General features: G+C 58.7%; 13 protein-coding genes and 2 pseudogenes. 3 read left to right on the top strand and 12 right to left on the bottom strand.

Features of this window, described 5'->3' with window-relative positions; translation table 11 throughout:
- The first annotated feature begins 823 nt into the window (after nt 1–823).
- A complete protein-coding gene (locus ACR2TX_RS23095) occupies nt 824–1,549 on the top strand; it encodes a S1 family peptidase (RefSeq protein ID WP_156880448.1) in 726 nt (241 codons plus the stop codon).
- 260 nt (nt 1,550–1,809) lie between these two features.
- Here the strand turns inward: ACR2TX_RS23095 and ACR2TX_RS23100 are convergent, their stop codons facing one another.
- The 7 genes and pseudogenes from ACR2TX_RS23100 to ACR2TX_RS23130 all read right to left on the bottom strand — a co-directional run bounded on the left by ACR2TX_RS23100 (nt 1,810) and on the right by ACR2TX_RS23130 (nt 11,028).
- Entirely contained in the window at nt 1,810–3,000 is a 1,191-nt protein-coding gene (locus ACR2TX_RS23100; RefSeq protein WP_434130771.1) for a YncE family protein, read from the bottom strand.
- Between the two features lie 71 nt (nt 3,001–3,071).
- Nucleotides 3,072–3,665, bottom strand: coding sequence for a TetR/AcrR family transcriptional regulator (locus ACR2TX_RS23105; protein WP_156880446.1), 594 nt, complete (start codon nt 3,663–3,665; stop codon nt 3,072–3,074).
- A 1,047-nt stretch (nt 3,666–4,712) separates the two neighbouring features.
- A complete protein-coding gene (locus ACR2TX_RS23110; RefSeq protein ID WP_086133409.1) occupies nt 4,713–5,723 on the bottom strand; it encodes a tetratricopeptide repeat protein in 1,011 nt (336 codons plus the stop codon).
- Nucleotides 5,724–5,729: 6 nt separating this feature from the next.
- Nucleotides 5,730–6,344: pseudogene (locus tag ACR2TX_RS23115) on the bottom strand (phage tail protein).
- A gap of 82 nt (nt 6,345–6,426) precedes the next feature.
- A complete protein-coding gene (locus tag ACR2TX_RS23120) occupies nt 6,427–7,308 on the bottom strand; it encodes a PEP-CTERM sorting domain-containing protein (protein WP_434130772.1) in 882 nt (293 codons plus the stop codon).
- Between the two features lie 522 nt (nt 7,309–7,830).
- Nucleotides 7,831–9,240 carry an APC family permease gene (locus ACR2TX_RS23125; RefSeq protein ID WP_434130773.1) on the bottom strand — a complete coding sequence of 470 codons (1,410 nt, stop codon included), beginning with the start codon at nt 9,238–9,240 and terminating at the stop codon, nt 7,831–7,833.
- Nucleotides 9,241–9,270: 30 nt separating this feature from the next.
- A complete protein-coding gene (locus ACR2TX_RS23130; protein WP_434130774.1) occupies nt 9,271–11,028 on the bottom strand; it encodes a hypothetical protein in 1,758 nt (585 codons plus the stop codon).
- A gap of 947 nt (nt 11,029–11,975) precedes the next feature.
- On the opposite strand from ACR2TX_RS23130, the gene ACR2TX_RS23135 reads away from it, so the two are divergent.
- Nucleotides 11,976–12,446 carry a hypothetical protein gene (locus ACR2TX_RS23135; protein ID WP_434130604.1) on the top strand — a complete coding sequence of 157 codons (471 nt, stop codon included), beginning with the start codon at nt 11,976–11,978 and terminating at the stop codon, nt 12,444–12,446.
- Between the two features lie 669 nt (nt 12,447–13,115).
- On the opposite strand, the gene ACR2TX_RS23140 is transcribed toward ACR2TX_RS23135, so the two are convergent.
- From ACR2TX_RS23140 to ACR2TX_RS23155, 4 genes are all read right to left on the bottom strand, one after another.
- Nucleotides 13,116–13,589 (bottom strand): DUF1348 family protein, encoded by a 474-nt coding sequence (locus ACR2TX_RS23140; protein ID WP_086134535.1) that lies wholly within the window; start codon nt 13,587–13,589, stop codon nt 13,116–13,118.
- A gap of 31 nt (nt 13,590–13,620) precedes the next feature.
- Nucleotides 13,621–14,226 carry a glutathione S-transferase N-terminal domain-containing protein gene (locus ACR2TX_RS23145; protein ID WP_086134536.1) on the bottom strand — a complete coding sequence of 202 codons (606 nt, stop codon included), beginning with the start codon at nt 14,224–14,226 and terminating at the stop codon, nt 13,621–13,623.
- Between the two features lie 13 nt (nt 14,227–14,239).
- Entirely contained in the window at nt 14,240–15,523 is a 1,284-nt protein-coding gene (locus tag ACR2TX_RS23150; protein WP_156880436.1) for a pyridoxamine 5'-phosphate oxidase family protein, read from the bottom strand.
- A 148-nt stretch (nt 15,524–15,671) separates the two neighbouring features.
- On the bottom strand, nt 15,672–16,217 hold the full coding sequence (locus ACR2TX_RS23155) for a carboxymuconolactone decarboxylase family protein (protein ID WP_086134538.1): 546 nt from the start codon (nt 16,215–16,217) through the stop codon (nt 15,672–15,674).
- A gap of 136 nt (nt 16,218–16,353) precedes the next feature.
- Here ACR2TX_RS23155 and ACR2TX_RS23160 point away from each other — a divergent pair, with 136 nt between their 5' ends.
- Complete coding sequence (locus tag ACR2TX_RS23160) at nt 16,354–17,253, top strand: LysR family transcriptional regulator (RefSeq protein WP_434130775.1); 900 nt, start codon at nt 16,354–16,356, stop codon at nt 17,251–17,253.
- A gap of 421 nt (nt 17,254–17,674) precedes the next feature.
- On the opposite strand, the pseudogene ACR2TX_RS23165 reads toward ACR2TX_RS23160, so the two are convergent.
- Nucleotides 17,675–18,020: pseudogene (locus ACR2TX_RS23165) on the bottom strand (hypothetical protein); the annotation flags it as partial.
- Nucleotides 18,021–18,130: the final 110 nt, after the last annotated feature.

The following is an 18,130-nucleotide window of genomic DNA, read 5'->3' on the forward strand; positions in this document are numbered from 1 at the left end:
GGCCCCGGCTTTGGCCAAAGTTGGTCGTGTCCCGGACATTTGCGGGCGATCACGCTCGACCATTCCCCCAAGCCCTCACCTTCGCTCGGAACACGTCGGTCGAACGGTTTCCGAGGTCTGCCGGGACCGGCACTCAACTGGGCGAATCGGTCATGGGTGGCGGTCGGCCAACCCGCACGTTTCGATGGGCGTGACATCCATGCAGACAGAACCGCAGGAATAAGCCCTGTATCGTGGTTTTGGATTGGTGATCGAGACAGGAAAAATCGGTCGCACAAAGGCTCCCTGTTTCAATGAGCTCAGAGAGCTTGTCGACGCTGATTCGAAGCATGACGCTGTCTTTCTCGTTCAACGGGGGAGTTATGGAACCCATGATGACGCATCCTCCATGATACGAATGATAATGATTCTCATTATTTGGTCAAGCATTCCTTCGTCACCCCCGCTTCCCGTCTTTTGGTGAAGCCGGCATAGCCCGGATGGAGCTTTGCGGAATCCGGGACGATCGGTGCCTCGAGTCTCCCGGATTCCACTGCGTTTCATCCGGGCTACTTGCTGGTGCGCCTCCGGCGAGGGAGTGGCAGCTTGCCGGCATATGCCGAAGCGCGTAACGATGTCGCAGCCCACATTCAGTGAAACGCAACGCCGGAACAGCGCAGCCACGATCGTCCCCTGTTCGGAGCCAAATCACGCGATTTCCGCGTCGCCGTCACGGGAACCGTTGGCGATATAAAGGCAAAGGAAACCGTATAAACTTCCGGTACGCTCGAACGTTCGAAACAGAAAGGCTCCCTTCGGAGTACTGGGAAACAGGAAGAAACCCATGCGCCAGATCACATTAATCGTTACCGTGCTCGGACCTTGGATGTTAAACATCGCCTGGGCGGCAGAAGTGAATCACACGCTTGCGCTCAGCGTCGTTCAGGTCCAGGCCTATCCAAGGGACGGCAGGGCTTTTGTCGGCTCCGGTGTCGTCGTCGATTACGATCGCGTGGCGACCAACTGCCATGTCACGCGGCACGCCGATTCGATCGTCGTCGGGAAAGGCGCTTTACGCTATCGCGCAGCCAGCCAGCGCGCCGATTTGAAACACGATCTGTGCATTCTTGAAGCGCCGGGAATGTCGCTACCGGTTGCGAGTCTGGGCACCACATCGGTACTTTCCGTCGGCGAAACGATCTATATGTACGGCTATCCCCGAGCTATCGGCATCGCTTTCGCCGAGGGCCGTGTCGAACGCTTGCATCCCTATGACGGCAGCTTGGTCATCGAAACCACCGCGGGTTTCGTCCAGGGCGCGAGCGGCAGCGGGATATTCGACCAGGACGGCCGCCTGGTCGGTCTCGCCACATTCTTCTCCGCGGGCGGCAAGACCGGACACTATGCCATTCCCGCGGACTGGATTCCGGGTCTCATGGCCTCAGACCCCCAGCCGATCAGGCCCTTGTCCGGTTCGCTGTTTTGGGAAGACACCTCCGCGCTCCCGGATTTTCTGAAAAGAAACGGCGACCGGTCCGCTGCGCCGAGCTCGCCTCCGCAATCCCGCTGAAGGCGAATCAGGCGCGCCCATGGTTTGCGGCCTTGACGGTCAATCTCTTCCTCCGCAGGTGAATGGGGGCAGTTCTCGAATTCCGGCATGTGTCGGCGCGCGAGGACTGCTCCCCGATGTCCCTCCTCTCCTCGCCTACCCGTATGGAACGGGGAGAACCCACGGCTCTCCCCGGTTAAACCTCATTCGGATGTCCGCGTCTGCTTAGCGGTCATATTCCCCGGAATAGGGCATCCGCATAGAGTTGCGTCGTATTCGTCTCAGTGATCGCTCTTATACCAATTGGGCATCGCGATGATGCAGTTCGGCGTTAGGCCAGCCTTCTTGAGGACATCGACCGTCGCGACCACCTTGTTCTGGTGCAAGTCGATAACGCTCACCGAACCGTCGTCCATCTCCGGCAAATTGATGAAGCTGTTCTGAACGATGGCGTAGCGATGATCGGGCGAGAGCACGAAGTGGTGCGCGCCGCCGGCAGTCGGGATCGTCGACAGCAGTTTTGGCTTATAAGGATCGGCGATGTCGAAAATGTTGAAAGCGCCGGGCTTGGCTGTAGTGATATAGAGGCGGTCGACTTCCTCGTTGAAGCCCATTTCCAGCGGGATACTTTGGCCGGTTTCCGCGAAGTCAAATACCCTCTGAAATCTGAAGTCCTCGGTCTCCGAACGCCAGGTCGCAGTCCACAAGGCTCCGCCATTCATATTGTTTATGTAGGCTATCTGGGGCTTGCGATGGGGGATGAAGGCAATTTCGACCGGCGCTTCCCCGGAAGGCGAGGGTTTATACGAAAGCTTGTGGGTCGAAAGAATTTTCCGGGTAGACGCTTGTATGACGGAGACCGTCTCGCCGGCATCGTTCAGATCATTGGGGTTGACCGTGCTTGTCACGAAGATGCGGTCGAGCTCGTCATTGAGCATCACGCCGTGGGGATACTTTATGAACTTGTCGCTAGCTCCGTCGTTCCCGATCGTTGCAATCGGCTTATCCGACCGGGCGTCGCCAACGATGACGTTGTTGGACCCCATGCAGCTGAGATACCAGTGCTTGCGATCGTCCGAGAACGTTATGTCCTCTCCCACCTTGCAATCCGGGACGGCTACGACGGTCTTTTCTTCGGGGAATTTCGAGAGGTCGTAAACATAGAGCTCGGTATGCCCGAGGGACGTGACATATGCCTTGGTCACGTCTTTGTTGTAATAGATGTGATGTGCCACGAAATCCGGGGGCAAGGGCGTATCTTTGACAATCTGGTTGAATGTGGGCGAGTTCGGGTCCACATCGATGACCGCAATACCCTCTCTGCGATTCGGCTGCCCAACCTTGCTTTCATAGTTGAGCATGGCGAGCAGTTCAGCGCTTGCCGTGGCCGGTACCAAGACGCTCAGGGCGCTCAAACTCAATACTCGTAAAGAGGCGCGGGTGAAGCGATGGCATTTCATGCTTTTAAGCATCTCGGTTCTCCTTTCTTTCAGTTTGGACACAATAACAAGATGACCGGTCGTTTTATTAACAGGCAAAAAAATCAGGCTTTGAAGTAATCGTCGAGGAGAAACTCGAAGACCTGACTGAGGGGCTGAACCGAACGTTCGATTTTCATGCGAAGCAAAGCGCCCTGCCAGAGATTGAGCACCAGGTCGGCCATGAACGTGGCTGTCAGGTCCTTTCGGAAGCTTCCTTCCGCTTGCCCGCGAGCGATACCTTCTTTCAGTTTGTCGCGATAACGGTGGACGGCGTCGCGCAGCGAGGTAGAACAAAGATCGCTCGTTTCGCCTATCTCTCCGATGAGGTTGCCGAGCAGACACCCGCCTTTGAAGTCTCTGCGCTCGGTCTCCTCCATGAGTTCTTTGAAATAGGCTTTCAGCGCCGCCTCCGCACTGACATTCCTGCGATTGAGGTGTCCGTCGAGTTGCTTGATGAACGGCTCGATGTAGTGCTGGACCACCTCTGCACTGAAGGCTTCCTTGCTGGCAAAGTGGTTGTAGAAAGACCCCTTCGGCATGCCGACGCTTTCGACGATTTCCTGGATTCCCGTGCCATGGTAGCCCTGCTCCATAAGAAGCATGACGCCATGGTCGAGCAGCTTTTCTCGGACTTCGGCGGAATCTCGTTTTCTCATGGGGCATGAACAATATGACCGGTCGTCTTATTTGTCAATGGGGCTTCTTGAGGAATTTTGTCGTCTGTCGGCAAGTTTGCAGGCTTGATTTGCTTACGATGATCAGAAGCAAGCGGCAGCATTAGAGCGTTTTCATCGCGCTCGTACGGCAAAACAGGCTTGGCGAAAGTCGTTGGCGCCTTCGGCTCGGGTAAATGGATTCAAGCATTCGTAGGTCAGCAATCCTTTCCCAATCGCAAACGGTCGCTTTAGTCGCGACCCTTCCGACGAAGACGCTCGGCCGGGACGTGGCGTCGGGAAGGGCGGCTTCGGAGCTCCAATCGCAAACGGCCTGGCCGGGAGCGCCGGCCACGCCCTTCCCGAAGACGCCGTTTGCGATTGGAAGGGGCCGATTAAAGGCCCGTTTGCGATTGGGAAGGGATTCCCGACCTACGCGCGAGTGCCCGTACAATAGGTATGAAAATGCTCTAAGTACATTCAGGGGAGCCTTGCGGCATAGGCAACCTGCAGGACAACCCCGCCAATCAAGCCAATCTGTCGAGATTCCGCAAATATTTGCGGAATGTACTTAGCCCAAAATTCGCCTGGCAATGGCTGTAACCGGAAAACGACTAGCAACGCGTTATGGTTAACAAAGGCGAGAGCGTGCTCAGGACGTGCACTTGGCGCGCGGAATTCTCGTTGTGGGCGCTTCCCGCTCGGATTGACTGATTCCACCAGCAATGAGCCGCACTTTCCGCCACGCACTTCGTACAGATCAACGGCAGGAATTCGGCGAGGCTGTGTGAAAACTCACGAGCGAACCGACTCGAGATGGAATTCACTCCATTCATCCGTCACTAACAAGCAAATTCTGAATCGATAACTCCACGTCGGCAGGAACGTTAGGCAAAACTCGGCGGAACCTCTCCACCCGATTTTCAATTTTTGCGTTTTCACACAGCCTCCGGCCTGAACGGTCATTCGCCTTCGCCGATACCGGCCATTTCTGAACGACTGCTTTACCCTCGGGCGACTCAAGGAGGATATAGACAAAAAGAGCGATCCTCACGGGGGAGGAAAGGCGGCAAAGTGGCGGGCTAATCTCTCGTCAAGTTCGGGCTTCCATGTCTCCGGCATAACGGCGTTCACTTGCTCCAGCATCTCGGAAGCGCGTCGCACTTCTTCAGGACCAGGCGCCCGCCGGAGGGTGGCGGAAAGCCACATATACGTCTTGGCGAGAAATTCGGGAGCCAAATTGCCGGTGGCGGGGTCGCGAGGCGCCGTGAAATACAATTCTGCGGTTGGGAAGTAAGCCGGGCCGTAACCGTGTGAGGCCGCCGATTCGAACCAGTAGCGGGCTTTCTCCGGACTTTTTGGCTGCTGGCCGCCGGCGAGTTCGATCATTCCGAGCCGATATTGAGCTTCCCCATAGCCCCGTTGCGCCGCCTGCTCAAGCCAGGCCCTTCCCTTGGCGGAATCTTGCACGGCCGGGTCGCTCTCCAGGTAAAGCAAGGCGGTCGCGTACATCGCCTTGACGATACCTCGAGCCGCGACTTGTTCGCACAACGCGACGCCCTTGGCCGGGTCCTTGGGCACACCTGTCCCGCGGAGGTATAGCTCTGCCAACGCGCAGTGGGAAATCCAGTGCCCGCCCTGGGCAGCATCCTCGTAGAGGACGGCCGCGCGGGCCGGGTCGGTCGGACCGTTAACGCCTTTCACCAAGCAGTCGCCCAGGAAATGCTGGGCGGTTGGCAGCCTGGCCTTGGCCGCGCGCTCATACCAGCGGCACGCCTCTGCGGCGTCCTTGGGGCGGCCCCAGCCAAGATCGTAAAACAGCGCTAGGGTGAACTGAGCCAGGGGGTTGTTTTTCTTTTCGGCGTGTCGCCGATATTCCGCATATGCCCTTGAATAATCCTGCCGGGCCAACAATTCCTGGGCCTTTTTCAGTTGGGCCGACCAGTCTTCGGCCGCCGCGAGAGAAACGGATGTCGAAACGGCCAACCACCCGGCCACAAAGCAAAGACCCCGGCGAACCGGGGTTTTTGCAAGCACCTTGAAAACGAATCGCCTGTCCATCGGACGTCAGTTGCGCGAAGGAAAAAGACCTTCAAGGGCAACGATGCAGTTGAGCACCAGATAGGGCGGCATGATCTGGACCGGCTGGCTTCCGCCGCTTGTGCCGATGGTAGTTGTCGCGGATGCCGTACCCCCGACGGAATTCGACGCCATGTCGACATCCGGCGCGGCCGTGTTGTAGGTGTTATTACGGCCGGTCGACGACAGAGCATTCCCTGCCGGGTTGGGGGTGGCGGCCTAGCCGGTGTTTGCCCGGATTTTCAACCCGGACGTATCAACTGTCGTTGTTGCGGGGTGGCTGTGCGCAGGCATCTGGCCGACGTTTAGAGTCACCGCTTCCGAACCTCCATTTTCACCGAGAATGCGGTTGGATAGTCCTGGCCCCTGGCCCATATGCATGGGAACTCGCCCCCGCAAATCGGGAAGGGCGAAAGTGGTCTGGCCGTTGCCGCCGTAAGTGGTGCCCAACAGCGCAAACAACGCTGAATTCTGGGCGATGGACAGGAGTTGTCCATCGCAAGTGGCCCAACCCCGTGGCGCGTAGTTGAAACCGACAAAGTCGATGGAGCCGAGATAGTCCTCGGATCCTGCCGCCGAAGCCGAAATGGCGGTCGACAGCATGCCGCCGAACAGGATGACTCTCAATACCGAGCGAATTCTGTTGTGCAGAATGTTCATCGTTGGTTCTCGCAGGATTGAGTGTCTAATCTGCTTTGATGGATCGGCGTGTCGCCCGCAGTCCCATTAAGCCTGCTCCGATCAGCCAGAACGTGGCGGGTTCGGGAACGGCCGGCGGCGTGGTTTGGTTCACCACGCTGCTGACAAAGAGCCGGCTCTCGACGGTGGCGCTATAAGTGCCATCGAACAGAGCCAGAAACATATTGTTCTCTCCAGTCAGATTTATTATGGCGCCCGGGCTGAGAAGGAAATCGAGCAATACGGTGCCGCTGTCCGACAAGGACGCACCGACGGTGCCCAATGGCCCGAAAGGTGTATCCACTGTGGTCCCGTCGTTCGAGCCGCCGGCTGAGTCGCCGAAAAAAGTGTCGGAAATCAGATCGCTGAAGAAGATTTCCGTCACGCCATCATTCAGAAAGATGTCCCCTTCGATGCCCACGTCGTCTCCATTGGCATCGACCTGATTGGTAAATTGGAGGCCGAGGGTGATCTGGAAGGTATCGGTCGCCGAGGCATTGCTCAGGGTAACGCCGTAATTTCCGAAAAAGTCTGAGGATCCGGAGCCGCCAGCGGAGTTGCCGGTGCCGGTGAAGCTGATGCCGACGCTGTCATTGATATCGGTCAGGGCGCCGCCCAAGGGCAGGGTTCCGGTGAGATTGAGACCGCCGTCCACGGTCGAGGTCGTCAGGGAGCCTCCGATCACCTGGGAAAAAGTCCCGGTTTGGGTGGATCCCGCCGGCGCGGAAGAACTGAGACCATCCAAGTCGACCGTGGCCGTGATGGAAATATTGGGATCGAACGGTACGGCCGACACCTCCCCGCTCAGGAACAGCGCGACGGAGCAAGCCAGCACGATAAATCTGGGCAAGGTTGCCGCCGGGAATCGCATGACGGAATGCTGGAACATGTCCTTATTCTCCTCTGGATTGGTAAAGAACAACCGGAATGGCCGACCTTCGAGCGCAGCAATATTCGCGCCGATCATCTCAAGAGCACGTCCATCAGGAAGAATTATCTTCACAACCAATTAGTTACGTTCATTCCGTCCTCGCTAATCCTACGCCCGCCCACGCCAACGGGGATGAAACCGTAAAAATTCCTGACACTGTTACTATGACATTCCCCTCCCAGCGCTCCGTTTCGCCTAATCCCTAGGGACCACAGAAGCAGAAAGTTGAGAGAAAACTCGATTATTACCGTTATTGCGTTGGTACCCCCAATCAGGTGTAAGAAAATCTGACACTGACCCGCCCTCGGGCCGCATACCCGAACCTTTCGGCGGCTATTTCCTGGATTAAGGAAATGTCGGCGCTCGAATGGGCCGTCGACTCAAGACGAGATCCAGGCCCCAGCAGATCGGCCGGGTCTTCAATCATCCGTTCATGATGTTCGTTCATCGCATTGGTATGGATGAGCGGGCTCGCCGGCGTCACTCAAGACCCGCGCCCGAACCGGCGTTCATTCTGAACCGCCAATAGGCATAAAAAGGCAATCCGCCAGCCAGGAGCGCCAAGCCCAGCCCGGTCTCCCGCGGATTATGCATCGCCAGGCTGGTGCAGAATGCACCCGCCACGAGAAAGAACGCCAAGGGCACCCAGGGATAGCCCAAGGTCCGATAGGGTCTTAACAGTGCCGGCTGACGGTGGCGCAGCACGATCACGGCGAGTGCGGTGATGCCGTAAAACGCCCACATGCCGAAGATCGCGTAATTGAACAGGTGCTCGAAGGCCCGCTCGTCTCGACCGAATACCAGGATCAAGCCGCCCGCCGCGAGGCCCTGCACGATCAAGGCCTTGGCCGGCGTCCGATGCACGGGATCGATGTCCCCCATGTGCCGAAAAAACAGCCCGTCGCGGGCCATCGCGTAAGACACCCGAGCGCCACTCAGGATGGCGCCGTTCAGGGTAGCCAGGGTCGACACGATCGCCGCCGCCGTGATCGCCCTGCCGCCCCACTCCCCCAGGGCGGAGGACGCCATGTCCTGGGCCAAGCGCCCGGATTGCTGAACCGCAGCTAGCGGCAGGACATAGAAATAGGCCAGGTTGATCAAGAGGTAGACGGCCATCACGCCGATGATGCCGAAGATCAGGACGCGCGGGATCGTGCGCTGAGGATTCCGGATCTCCGCCCCGATCATGGTCACGTTGTTCCAGCCATCGTAAGCCCACAATGCGGCCGCCAGCGCGGCGCCATAGAATTCGATGCCGTTCCGGGCCGAAGCCGTGGCAGGACCGGAAAAGTGTTCCCACGAGCCTTCGCCGCTCGCGAGGCCCAGGGCCGCCAAGGCCACGATGGCGCCAACCTTCAGCAGCGTCAGGACGGTCTGTACCTCGCTTCCCAGGACGACGCCGCCGTAATTCAAGAGGGTGAAGACCAGGATACTGGCGAGTGCCGCGAGCTGGACGCCGGTGAGCGTGAAATCCAGGCCGGCGACGGAAGACCCCCAAACCGGTTGATCGAGATCATGGATGAAGAAACCGAGAAAGATGGCGAACGCCGTGGCGACGCTGGCGATCGATCCGGTCTTGCCGATGACCACCTGTTGCCAGCCGAAGAGGAATCCCCATAAGGGGCCATAGGCACGCCGCAGGAAGACATATTCCCCACCGGCTTCCGGGAAGGTGGCGCCGAGCTCCGCATAACTGAGCGCCCCGGCGAGCGAAAGGAGCCCTCCGGCCAGCCAGACCAGGAACACCGCCCAGACCGTGCCCGCCTCGCGGGCTATGGTCGAAGGCACCAGGAATATGCCGGTGCCGATCACGGTGCCCGCCAGGATCGCCCCCGTGCCAAACCATCCGATCCCCCGCTCCAGTTCGGGGCGCCTAGCGGGGAGGTTCATGGATTTCCGTATCCAACGCCATGTGGAACCTTAACGTGGAGGTCTGCGCATTTCATGGAACCAGTGACGGTACTGTTCCATGCGGTTGCGCTGATCGGCCGGCGCACGCCGCACGCAGGTGGCGTATTCGGCCGTTCCCGATTCGGCGCCCCAGCGGAATTCCGGACAGTCGTTGGGATTGTAAGCCGTCTCGAACGCCGGCCGTCGCGCCAGGATATCGGCGACCGTCAATCGCCAGGTCGAACCGTCGCTCCGGGTATAGGCAACCTGCCGCTCTTGTATCAGCTTCCGATGCCGTTGCTCGATCTCTTCCCTGACGATTTCCGGCACCCGTCCGCCGAGCACGAAAAGCTCGGGATAACGGACGATGCGCTCCGGGAAACGTGTCAGCACGTCCATGGCGATCAGGAGGCGCATGTCCCGGGAGGGCGTCGAATAGTCTTCCCAGGGTCCGACGGTCTCGAAGATCGAAGGCCCCGTCGGCATCGGGATGATGGCCCCTGGATGATGCCTCTGAAAATTCTCGCCGTTCTCGACGGCGTGAACTCGTGTCTCCAATTGTTCGACCAAGGCGTCGAGCACGGATTCGTAGGCTTTTTCGGCGTCCAGCCCCTCAGGATCAATGAGCCGCATCATGCGCGCGTAGAAATCCTCCGCCGGAAGCTCGGCCTGCTCCGCCGAATAGGGTGCGATGAAGGGATGCTCCGCCAAATCCGCGTTGCTCTGGAGGCGCAGAGGCCCCTGCCCCTCTCTCCCGAGCGGCCGAAAGGATTTGAAGCCCGGACCCGCGCTCTTCACGTCATCGACAAAAAGAAATGTGCCTTCCCAGAAGCGTTTGCGGCCGACCGAGTTGTCCGGCTGCGCGTCGACGGCGAGGAGCAATCCGGCCTGATCGCCCGTTTGCGGGACCCATTTCACAATGACCAGGATATGCCCATAGGGATCGGCGTAGACCGTGCCGGGCCACAGGTTTTCGCGTTTGAGCTCGACCGGGTAGAAGTCCGTGCCGTCGTCTTCGAGTGCCGTTCGGGCATTCCCCGAGTGAACCGTATCCATCAGCCGCCGGGACAGATCTCTGAAGACCGAAGCAGGTGCCGATTTCGCCGAAAAGCGCTGGTCGATGATGGCCGGTCCGCAGCGCGGCGGCCTGAGCGAAGTCCCTCGGTCGCAGGCGCGAAACGCCACCGGCAATCCGATCTTCCAGGCGAAGTAGGCGCGGAGGAAATACGGGAGGTCCGCGCAGTCCGGCGTGGCGGGAAGCCTCTCGTCCTCGCCCTGGCCGAAGTGATCGTGAAGGAAGTTCCGCTCCGGGTTCCTGAGGATCGGTTCGAGAGAGGGCAGTGTGTAGTTTTCCTCGATCGGCGCATCGAAAAGGCGTTCGATCCAGGCGGAATATAGCGCCTCGTGCCGCCGGTCCCATTCGGCTCCGGTGCGCTCCGATCCGGCCTCGGCGTCGTTGCCGACGATCAGGCGGCGGCATGCGACCATCTCGCCCCGTCTCTGCGCTTCGATGCGGTAGGCTCCAGGGACGGCGTGATCGATGAAGGAGGCCGCGCTCCACGGAGGTCCGCCCCGCCAGGTGACGGCCAAGGGTAGTTCAGCGCCATCCGGCGCGAAGGCTCTCAGTTCGCTCACCGGCCCGTCAGTCGCCACGACCATGAGCTTGAGCGGCTCGCCGATCACCGGCTTTTCCGGCGATGTCCAAACGGACGCGGCCCCGCCCTCCGGGCACGGCTCGGCATCTGCTCCGTCCAGTGCCCGGCAGAGTGCCGGCAACATCGTTGCCATGCCGATGGCGAGAAGCAATATACCCCTTAGGAGATTTCCCGGAAAAAATATCCCTGCGGACGCGTAGGCCGGATTAAGCAAAGCGCATCCGGCACTTCCGCCGCCATCGCCGGAGACTGCTGCCGCCTTACTCGGGTCTAGGTATGCTGCACCCATATGCATAAGAACATTGTCTATCGTATCGCCTAACGCCCGGCCGCACCCGATCTGCCGTGCACGATGGCCACGGTTTCCCGGGCGATCTGGCATTCCTCGTCGGTGGAGATCCCCGAGGACACGTACCGGACTCGCCGGCTGTCCAATTTCCGAAAGGCCACACGAGGCCCTGTCGTTCGCCGCTGCATCGAGCACGATGCCGAACCAGCATCCTTAACCGAGGCGGGCACGGAGTACCCAGCCCGCTGGATGATCTATAACGCTGAGAGCTCATTATGTCACTATCGCATCGCCCTAAGCGGGTTCGAGAGTTTGTCGCTCACCGGCAAATTCAAGCCGGTAATATTCATTCCCTAGAGCATTTTCCGATTCGGAGTCAGAGCGCCCGATAGGTAGGTCGGCAATCCCTTCCCAATCGCAAACGGTCGCTTTAGCCGATACGTCGGCAAGGGATTGCCGACCTACATTGTTCCCGCCCGACATGAAGCCGTACACCGGGATGAAAAACGCCCTAGATTCTCAGAATGCTGTCTTAAGTTAACGGCCGGTATCGGTCAGGACGGATGACTGGAATGGCCGACGACCGGCGAATCACCGCTGAACGGTTGAAGGACCGAAATCTTGAAGAGCGCTGGCCGTGTCCAGCGTGTGAATTAATTAACAGCCTGAATGGACTTATCGCCTCATCATAGCAACCGCCTCGATTTGAGGCAGATCTTACGGTTTGGCCGGTGACATTTACGGTCGGCGGCTCAAACCGCCCTCTCTCATCAACTTAGGAGGATATTCGCATGAAGCACCTGAACAAGTCCCTATTGGGAGCCATTGGGCTCGGACTGGGGCTGCAGACCGTCGCAGACGCCGCGCAAACGCCCAACTTCTACGAGTGCACCGGCCGGCACGTCAGCCTTACCCTGGTGGTGGGCAGCCAGGCGGAAGTTGGCATTCTCCCACCGCAAACGACCCTCAATCTGCAATTGGGCGAAAAAAGCTATCGCTTTCAGGAATCGGACATCGTCACCGAGTCAACCCTGATTGGCGATCTTTGGGAGGTGGTGTTGGAACACATACCGGACCTCCACATTAAACATGCGTCCGTGGTGATTCCATCCGTCTCGTTGGGAGAGTCGCCGGTCACCTTCAAGAGCCAGCTTGTCCTGACCACGGTGAACACGCCGTTCATCCCCACGCCCTTTGAGGGGGTGGTCAATCCTTCCAAATACATCGATCTCGCCTGCACGGCTTCGATGGTTTATTTTTAGGCTGGCTTGCGTCCGAGCGGCGATAGGCGTTCCGGCATCGAGCGGTTGTTGTCGGAGGCCGCGTTCGAGCCGCTGAGTCTCGACCCGAGGCCATCCGCGGTTCGGCGAGACAATCGAGATTCAGGCCCGAAATCGCGCGCTGTAAAGTGGCGGCACCGGTCGATGATCCGACTGGATAAACCGGATGACGCCTCGCCGCCATTCGGCAAAAACGTCACGGGCAGCGCCTCGTTTGGGGCTGCCCGTGAATCCGCGAGCACCGAAGTCCGTCCGGAACCCGAACGTTCGGCGGCAGCCTGGTCCGTCTTGGACTCGCCGGTGTTTTTCCAATCCTTTACCTCGACGCTTTGCTGTTTCAATATTGAATGACGGCCAAGAACGAGCTCCGGAAGTTTGTTTTCGAGTGGGTGGTTTTCGGTCTTTGCTGACGGTGGTGGCCATTTCTTGATTTGCCCGAATGGCCGCTTAGTGTGATCGACCCAGAGCGCTTGACCATTTTCTGGCGTGAAAGCCGATATTTTTCCTATCGCGCGTGTGCTGGGGCCCCTAAGTCATTAACGCCGGTTCCAGAACCTCTGTCAGCAAGCCAGAGCGGCCGAAGCAGTCTACGTCTACAGTCTATTTTTACGTAACCGTCCAGCGCCGGACGGTTATCCGCCAAGCCGCTATTCATAACCCCAAATCGCTCAAACTGGCGTGATCCTCGGGACGAGGGCCCAGAGGCCAGTGGAACAACCGTTGTTCTGGCTTGATTGGCAGATCGTTGATGCTGGCGAAGCGCCGTTCCATGAAGCCTTGTCGGTTAAATTCCCAATTTTCGTTGCCGTAACTGCGGAACCATAGCCCGGAATCGTCATGCCATTCGTAAGCAAAGCGCACGCCGATGCGGTTGTCGGTAAACGCCCATAATTCCTTGATTAAGCGATAGTCCAGTTCCTTGGCCCATTTGCGTTGCAAAAATTGCCGCACCTGCTCGCGGCCGCGCGGAAATTCGACGCGGTTGCGCCAGAGTGTGTCTTCGGTATAGACCAGTGCGACGCGGTCCGGATCGCGCGAGTTCCAGGCGTCTTCGGCCATGCGAACTTTCTGCGCCGCGGTTTCAGCGGTAAATGGCGGAACGGGCGGTTTGATTTCCTCGGACATGATTATTCTCCGTCACTGAAGGGTGAGTGAGTTAAGCCTGCCACATTCCCGGCATCGGAACATAACCGGGCAAGGCTCGAAGGCGCTGAAACCAGGCGACGATCTTCGGGTAAGCGCCGATGTCGATGCCGCCTTCCGGCGCCAGCGCCACGTAGGGATAGGCGGCAACGTCGGCGATGGATACTGTGTCGCTGGCTAGCCAATCGCGGCTTTCCAGGTGGCGGTCGATAATACCCAGTACTTTTTCGGCAGTTTGCTGGGCTTTTGCCGTATCGATGGCGCGGCCGAATTTGTGGTGTACGCGCAGCATGGCCGGCCCGTGGAAGATTTCATTGGCGGCGGTCAATAGCCAAGCGGCGATTTGCGCCAAGCGGAAGGCATCGTCCGACCACCATTGTTCGCCGCCGTAGCGTTTGGCCAAATAGACCAAAATGGCTTGGCTGTCACGGATGGTCAAGCCGTCGTCATCTAATACCGGCACTTGGCCGAACGGATTGAGTTGCAAATAATCCGGGCTGCGTTGTTCGCCGCCGACTAGATTGACCGCCTGGGTTCGGTACGGTAGCGACAGAAAACTCAACAACAATCGAACCTTGTGGCAATTGCCCGATAGCGGCACGTCATACAGGGTCATCATGATGCTCTCCTGGCTAAGTGAAACTTTCGAATTGCACTCGCTGTTCGGCGATGCCGAGTTGGCGGGCGGTTTGGCGCACGGCGTCGATCAGGCGGGTTGGGCCGCAGACGTAAATGACGGCATCGGCCGAGACGTTAGCGAGCAGGGCCGACACGTCCAGCCGAGTCGGGTTTTGCACCTGGCTGAAATAAAACCGGCATCGATTGGGAAACTGCCGTCGCAAGTCTTTGACAAAGGCGATTTCCTGCGGCGCACGGCCGGTGTAATGCAGTTGAAAATCCGCACCCCGTGCGGCCAATGCCTCGGCCATCGCTTTTAACGGGGTGATACCGATGCCGCCGGCGATCAACAATGCCGGGCGGTCGTCGTCGTGCAGTGGAAAATAGTTGTCCGGCGGATCGAGGTTGAGGCGGGTTCCCAGTTGCCAGCCGGCGTGCAATGCCGACGAGCCGCCTTCTCCTGCGTCCACTCTTAGCACGGCGATGCGGTAGCAGTCCGGATCGTCCGGCGCGTCGGTCAGCGAATAAGCGCGGCTGGTGATGTCGCCGTTGGTCAGCTCAATCGGCACGCGGATATGCGCCCCGGCCCGATAGCCAGGCAGGGGCTCGCCATCGGCATGGCGCAATTCATAGGCGCGAATGCGCGGCGTCAGTTGCCGAATCCCGGTAATGGTCAAGGGCAATGCGCCAGTGCCCAATGAGCGAGGGACTGGTTTATCCACCGCTACGGGTTGGCGGCGGGCTTGTTCGATCAGCGCTTCGACTTCGCGTTGGCTGTAGCGTGGTGTGATGTACTTGGGGCAATTCCAGTCGAAGGCTTCGACCCGGATAACGATGCCGCGCTCGACGGGGGCGCGAAAGTCGGGCGATTCCAGTTTCGCCAGCAATGCCGGCTCGGTGCGTTCGTCCACCGCTCGTGCCCGACCCCAGATTTTCAAGCGCCGCCGCTGCGGATAGTCCATCAGCAACAAACTAACCCGGTCGTCGCCGCGTAAATTGCCTACCGAAATGTATTGGCGGTTGCCGCTGAAATCGGCGTAACCAAGGGTACGGTCATCCAACACTTTCAAGAATCCCACCGGCCCGCCGCGATGCTGCACATAGGGCCAGCCGGTTTGGCTCACCGTGGCTTGATAAAAGCTGTCGCGCTCGGCAATAAAGGTTTGCTCGGCGCCGCCCAGTACAACCTCTTCGGCCTCGCCGGGCTCGGCCGCCCGATAGGCCGTGCGGCTGCCCATTTCGGTTTGTACTGCCTGCACGTCGGGTGTGAAACTGATTTTGGCAAAAGCGCGGGCCATGAGCTTGCTCCTGATTGGGTTGGAAACATTGGCGTTTACCGTGACACAGCCGCCAACTGTATTGAATAGCCGTAATCTGCAAGACTTTATTCCATTTAGCGCAAGAGTCCGGGCACAAGTCCGTCCTTGCACTTGGCCCGGGTCAATACTAGGCCGCCTGTTTTAAGGCCACTTTCGGGAAGTCGATTTCAACCCGACTGGCTTTACCCAGGATATTGGTCAGCACGTTCATGCCAACATGGGTGATCACCTCGACGATGTCCGCCTCGCTAAATCCGGCGTCGCGCATGGCCTGCAGTTCCGCGTTGGTGACCTCGCCCTTGTGCTCGGCCAGGGCGCGGGCGAATCGAACCGCCACTGCCGCCTTTGCATCCTGACTGGAACCGGCCCGGTTGGCTTCGATTTCCGCCCCGTTCAAACCGGCTTTGCGGCCAATGGCAGTGTGCGCGGACAGGCAGTATTCGCATTCGTTCTGCTGCGCCAGCGCCAGCGCGATGCGCTCGCGTGTGGCGGCGTCCAGTGAACCGTGGTTGGCGATGTGATGCAGGCCAAGGAAGGCTTTTAGGGCGTCCGGCGAGTTTGCGAACACCCGCAGGAAATTAGGCACCATGCCCAACTGGCTTTGGATCGCATCCAACAGGCTACGTTGTTCGGTGTTGGCGCTTTCGTTGCTGACGGTGGTGATACGGCTCATGTTGGTTCTCCAGATAATGAAAGGGTTTGTCATACGCCCGCGTGAAATTCGGCAGGCGGGTATAGTCTGTCTTGTTGCGCCAAATTAAAGAATCATCAAAAATATCAATTAAATCTTTCGATTACTGGAATTATTAATGGATCGTCTCCATTTAATGACCGTGTATGTCGCGGTGGTCGAAGCGGAAAGTTTTGCCGGCGGTGCCCGCAAGCTTCACATGTCGCCACCGGCCGTGACGCGTGCGGTGGCGGCATTGGAAGAGCGATTAGGCGTTAAATTGCTGAACCGCACCACCCGCTACGTGCGGATGACCGAGGCCGGCCAGAAATACTACGAGGACGCCAAACTTATCATCGCCTTGGCCGATGAAGCCGACAACGCGGCGCTGGGCATCAACGCCGAACCGCGCGGCCAACTGACCGTTACCGCCTCGGTTTTGTTCGGCCGCTTGTATGTGATGCCGGGCATCGTCGAGTATTTGCGCCGCTATCCGGCGGTGGAAGTCAATGCGCTGTTCGTCGACCGGGTTGTCAACATGCTGGAGGAAGGCGTGGACGTGGCGATCCGGATTGCCGAATTGCCCGATTCATCGTACCGGGCACTGCGAGTCGGCTCGGTAAGACAGGTACTGTGTGCATCGCCGGACTACCTGGCAACGCACGGCGTTCCGCACACGCCGGACGATTTGCTCAAGCACCAAATCATCCTGGCGCGCGGCCTAAATCCGAATAATGAAATGCGCTTCCTGCGCGACGGGCTGCCGCGGACGCTCAAGTTACAACCGATCTTGAGCGTCAGCGACAACGACTCGGCGGCCAGTGCGGCGATGGCCGGCTTAGGGATTACCCGCTTGCTGTCCTACCAAATTGCCGAGCCGCTACAGACTGGCAAGCTGAAAATCGTTCTCAGCGAATTCGAAAGCCCACCGGTTCCGGTCCATATCCTGCACCGCGAAGGTCGCCATTCGTCGGCGAAAGTCCGTTCGTTCGTCGATATGACGGCAGAGCGTTTGCGGACGGAGTTGTCACTGAATTGATCGATTGGCGCCTGCCGGGTGCTTCTGCCGCGGCGCCGGGCGCTGGCTGAGCTGAGTCGTTGAGTTCCATCCATTGCCTCGCTGCACATTTATCCGCCTTCACCTCCAGCGACACTATCGCGAGATGGGCCTTGCCGCCGGCAGCCAGGGTCATCGCTCAGCCCTCCCGATCGTTTGCCGGTGACTCAGCTACTAAAGCTCGCGATCGGCTGTCTGGCCTATCTGCAGAAGTGGGCACGAACAACTCGCTCGATTTTCGAGGAAGCTGCCGTTCAGGAATGACTGGTGTCGAGAATGTTGGATGGCCGGTATGGCCGAATAGTACCCATTCGTCGTTTTCGAATCGATCGGCCAAACTCTGTCTTTTCGAGCAGCGCGAAGGGACTACTCCTAAGAAATCAGCAAGCCCCCAGATGATATTTCAGGGGCCGGCGGCTGAGTTGGGTCGTTCGTACTCCACAAAGTGCCCGAACGCCCGACCTAAGCGACCGTTCAGGCAAACGTCATCGAGTCCGATCAGACTTCCGTTTTGTTCGGAAATTTCCAAGGCATCGTCCACTTCGATTCCGAGATAACGAACCGTGCATTCCGGTCGCTGTGGCCAAGCAATAATCGCACCGCCCGAAGATTCCCGGTGCGCCGATACACCAAGGTTGCCTTGGTTCGCCACATCGAATGGGTTCCATATCGCGCGTGGTCCGGGCCCGTCATCGACTGAACCCACCTTTCCACGTCCGTGCATATTGCCGAGTCGATAGGTGCGGCGAAGGGAATGCTGGTTTGTGAATACACGCTTGAACACGCGATCAAGTGTGATTACTCGAACATCTCCGTGTTCGGATTAAATGATGTGGGTAACTGTCTCAGCTAAAAGACC

This window comes from Methylocaldum sp. GT1BB (assembly GCF_051027545.1).
Classification (GTDB): Bacteria; Pseudomonadota; Gammaproteobacteria; order Methylococcales; family Methylococcaceae; genus Methylocaldum.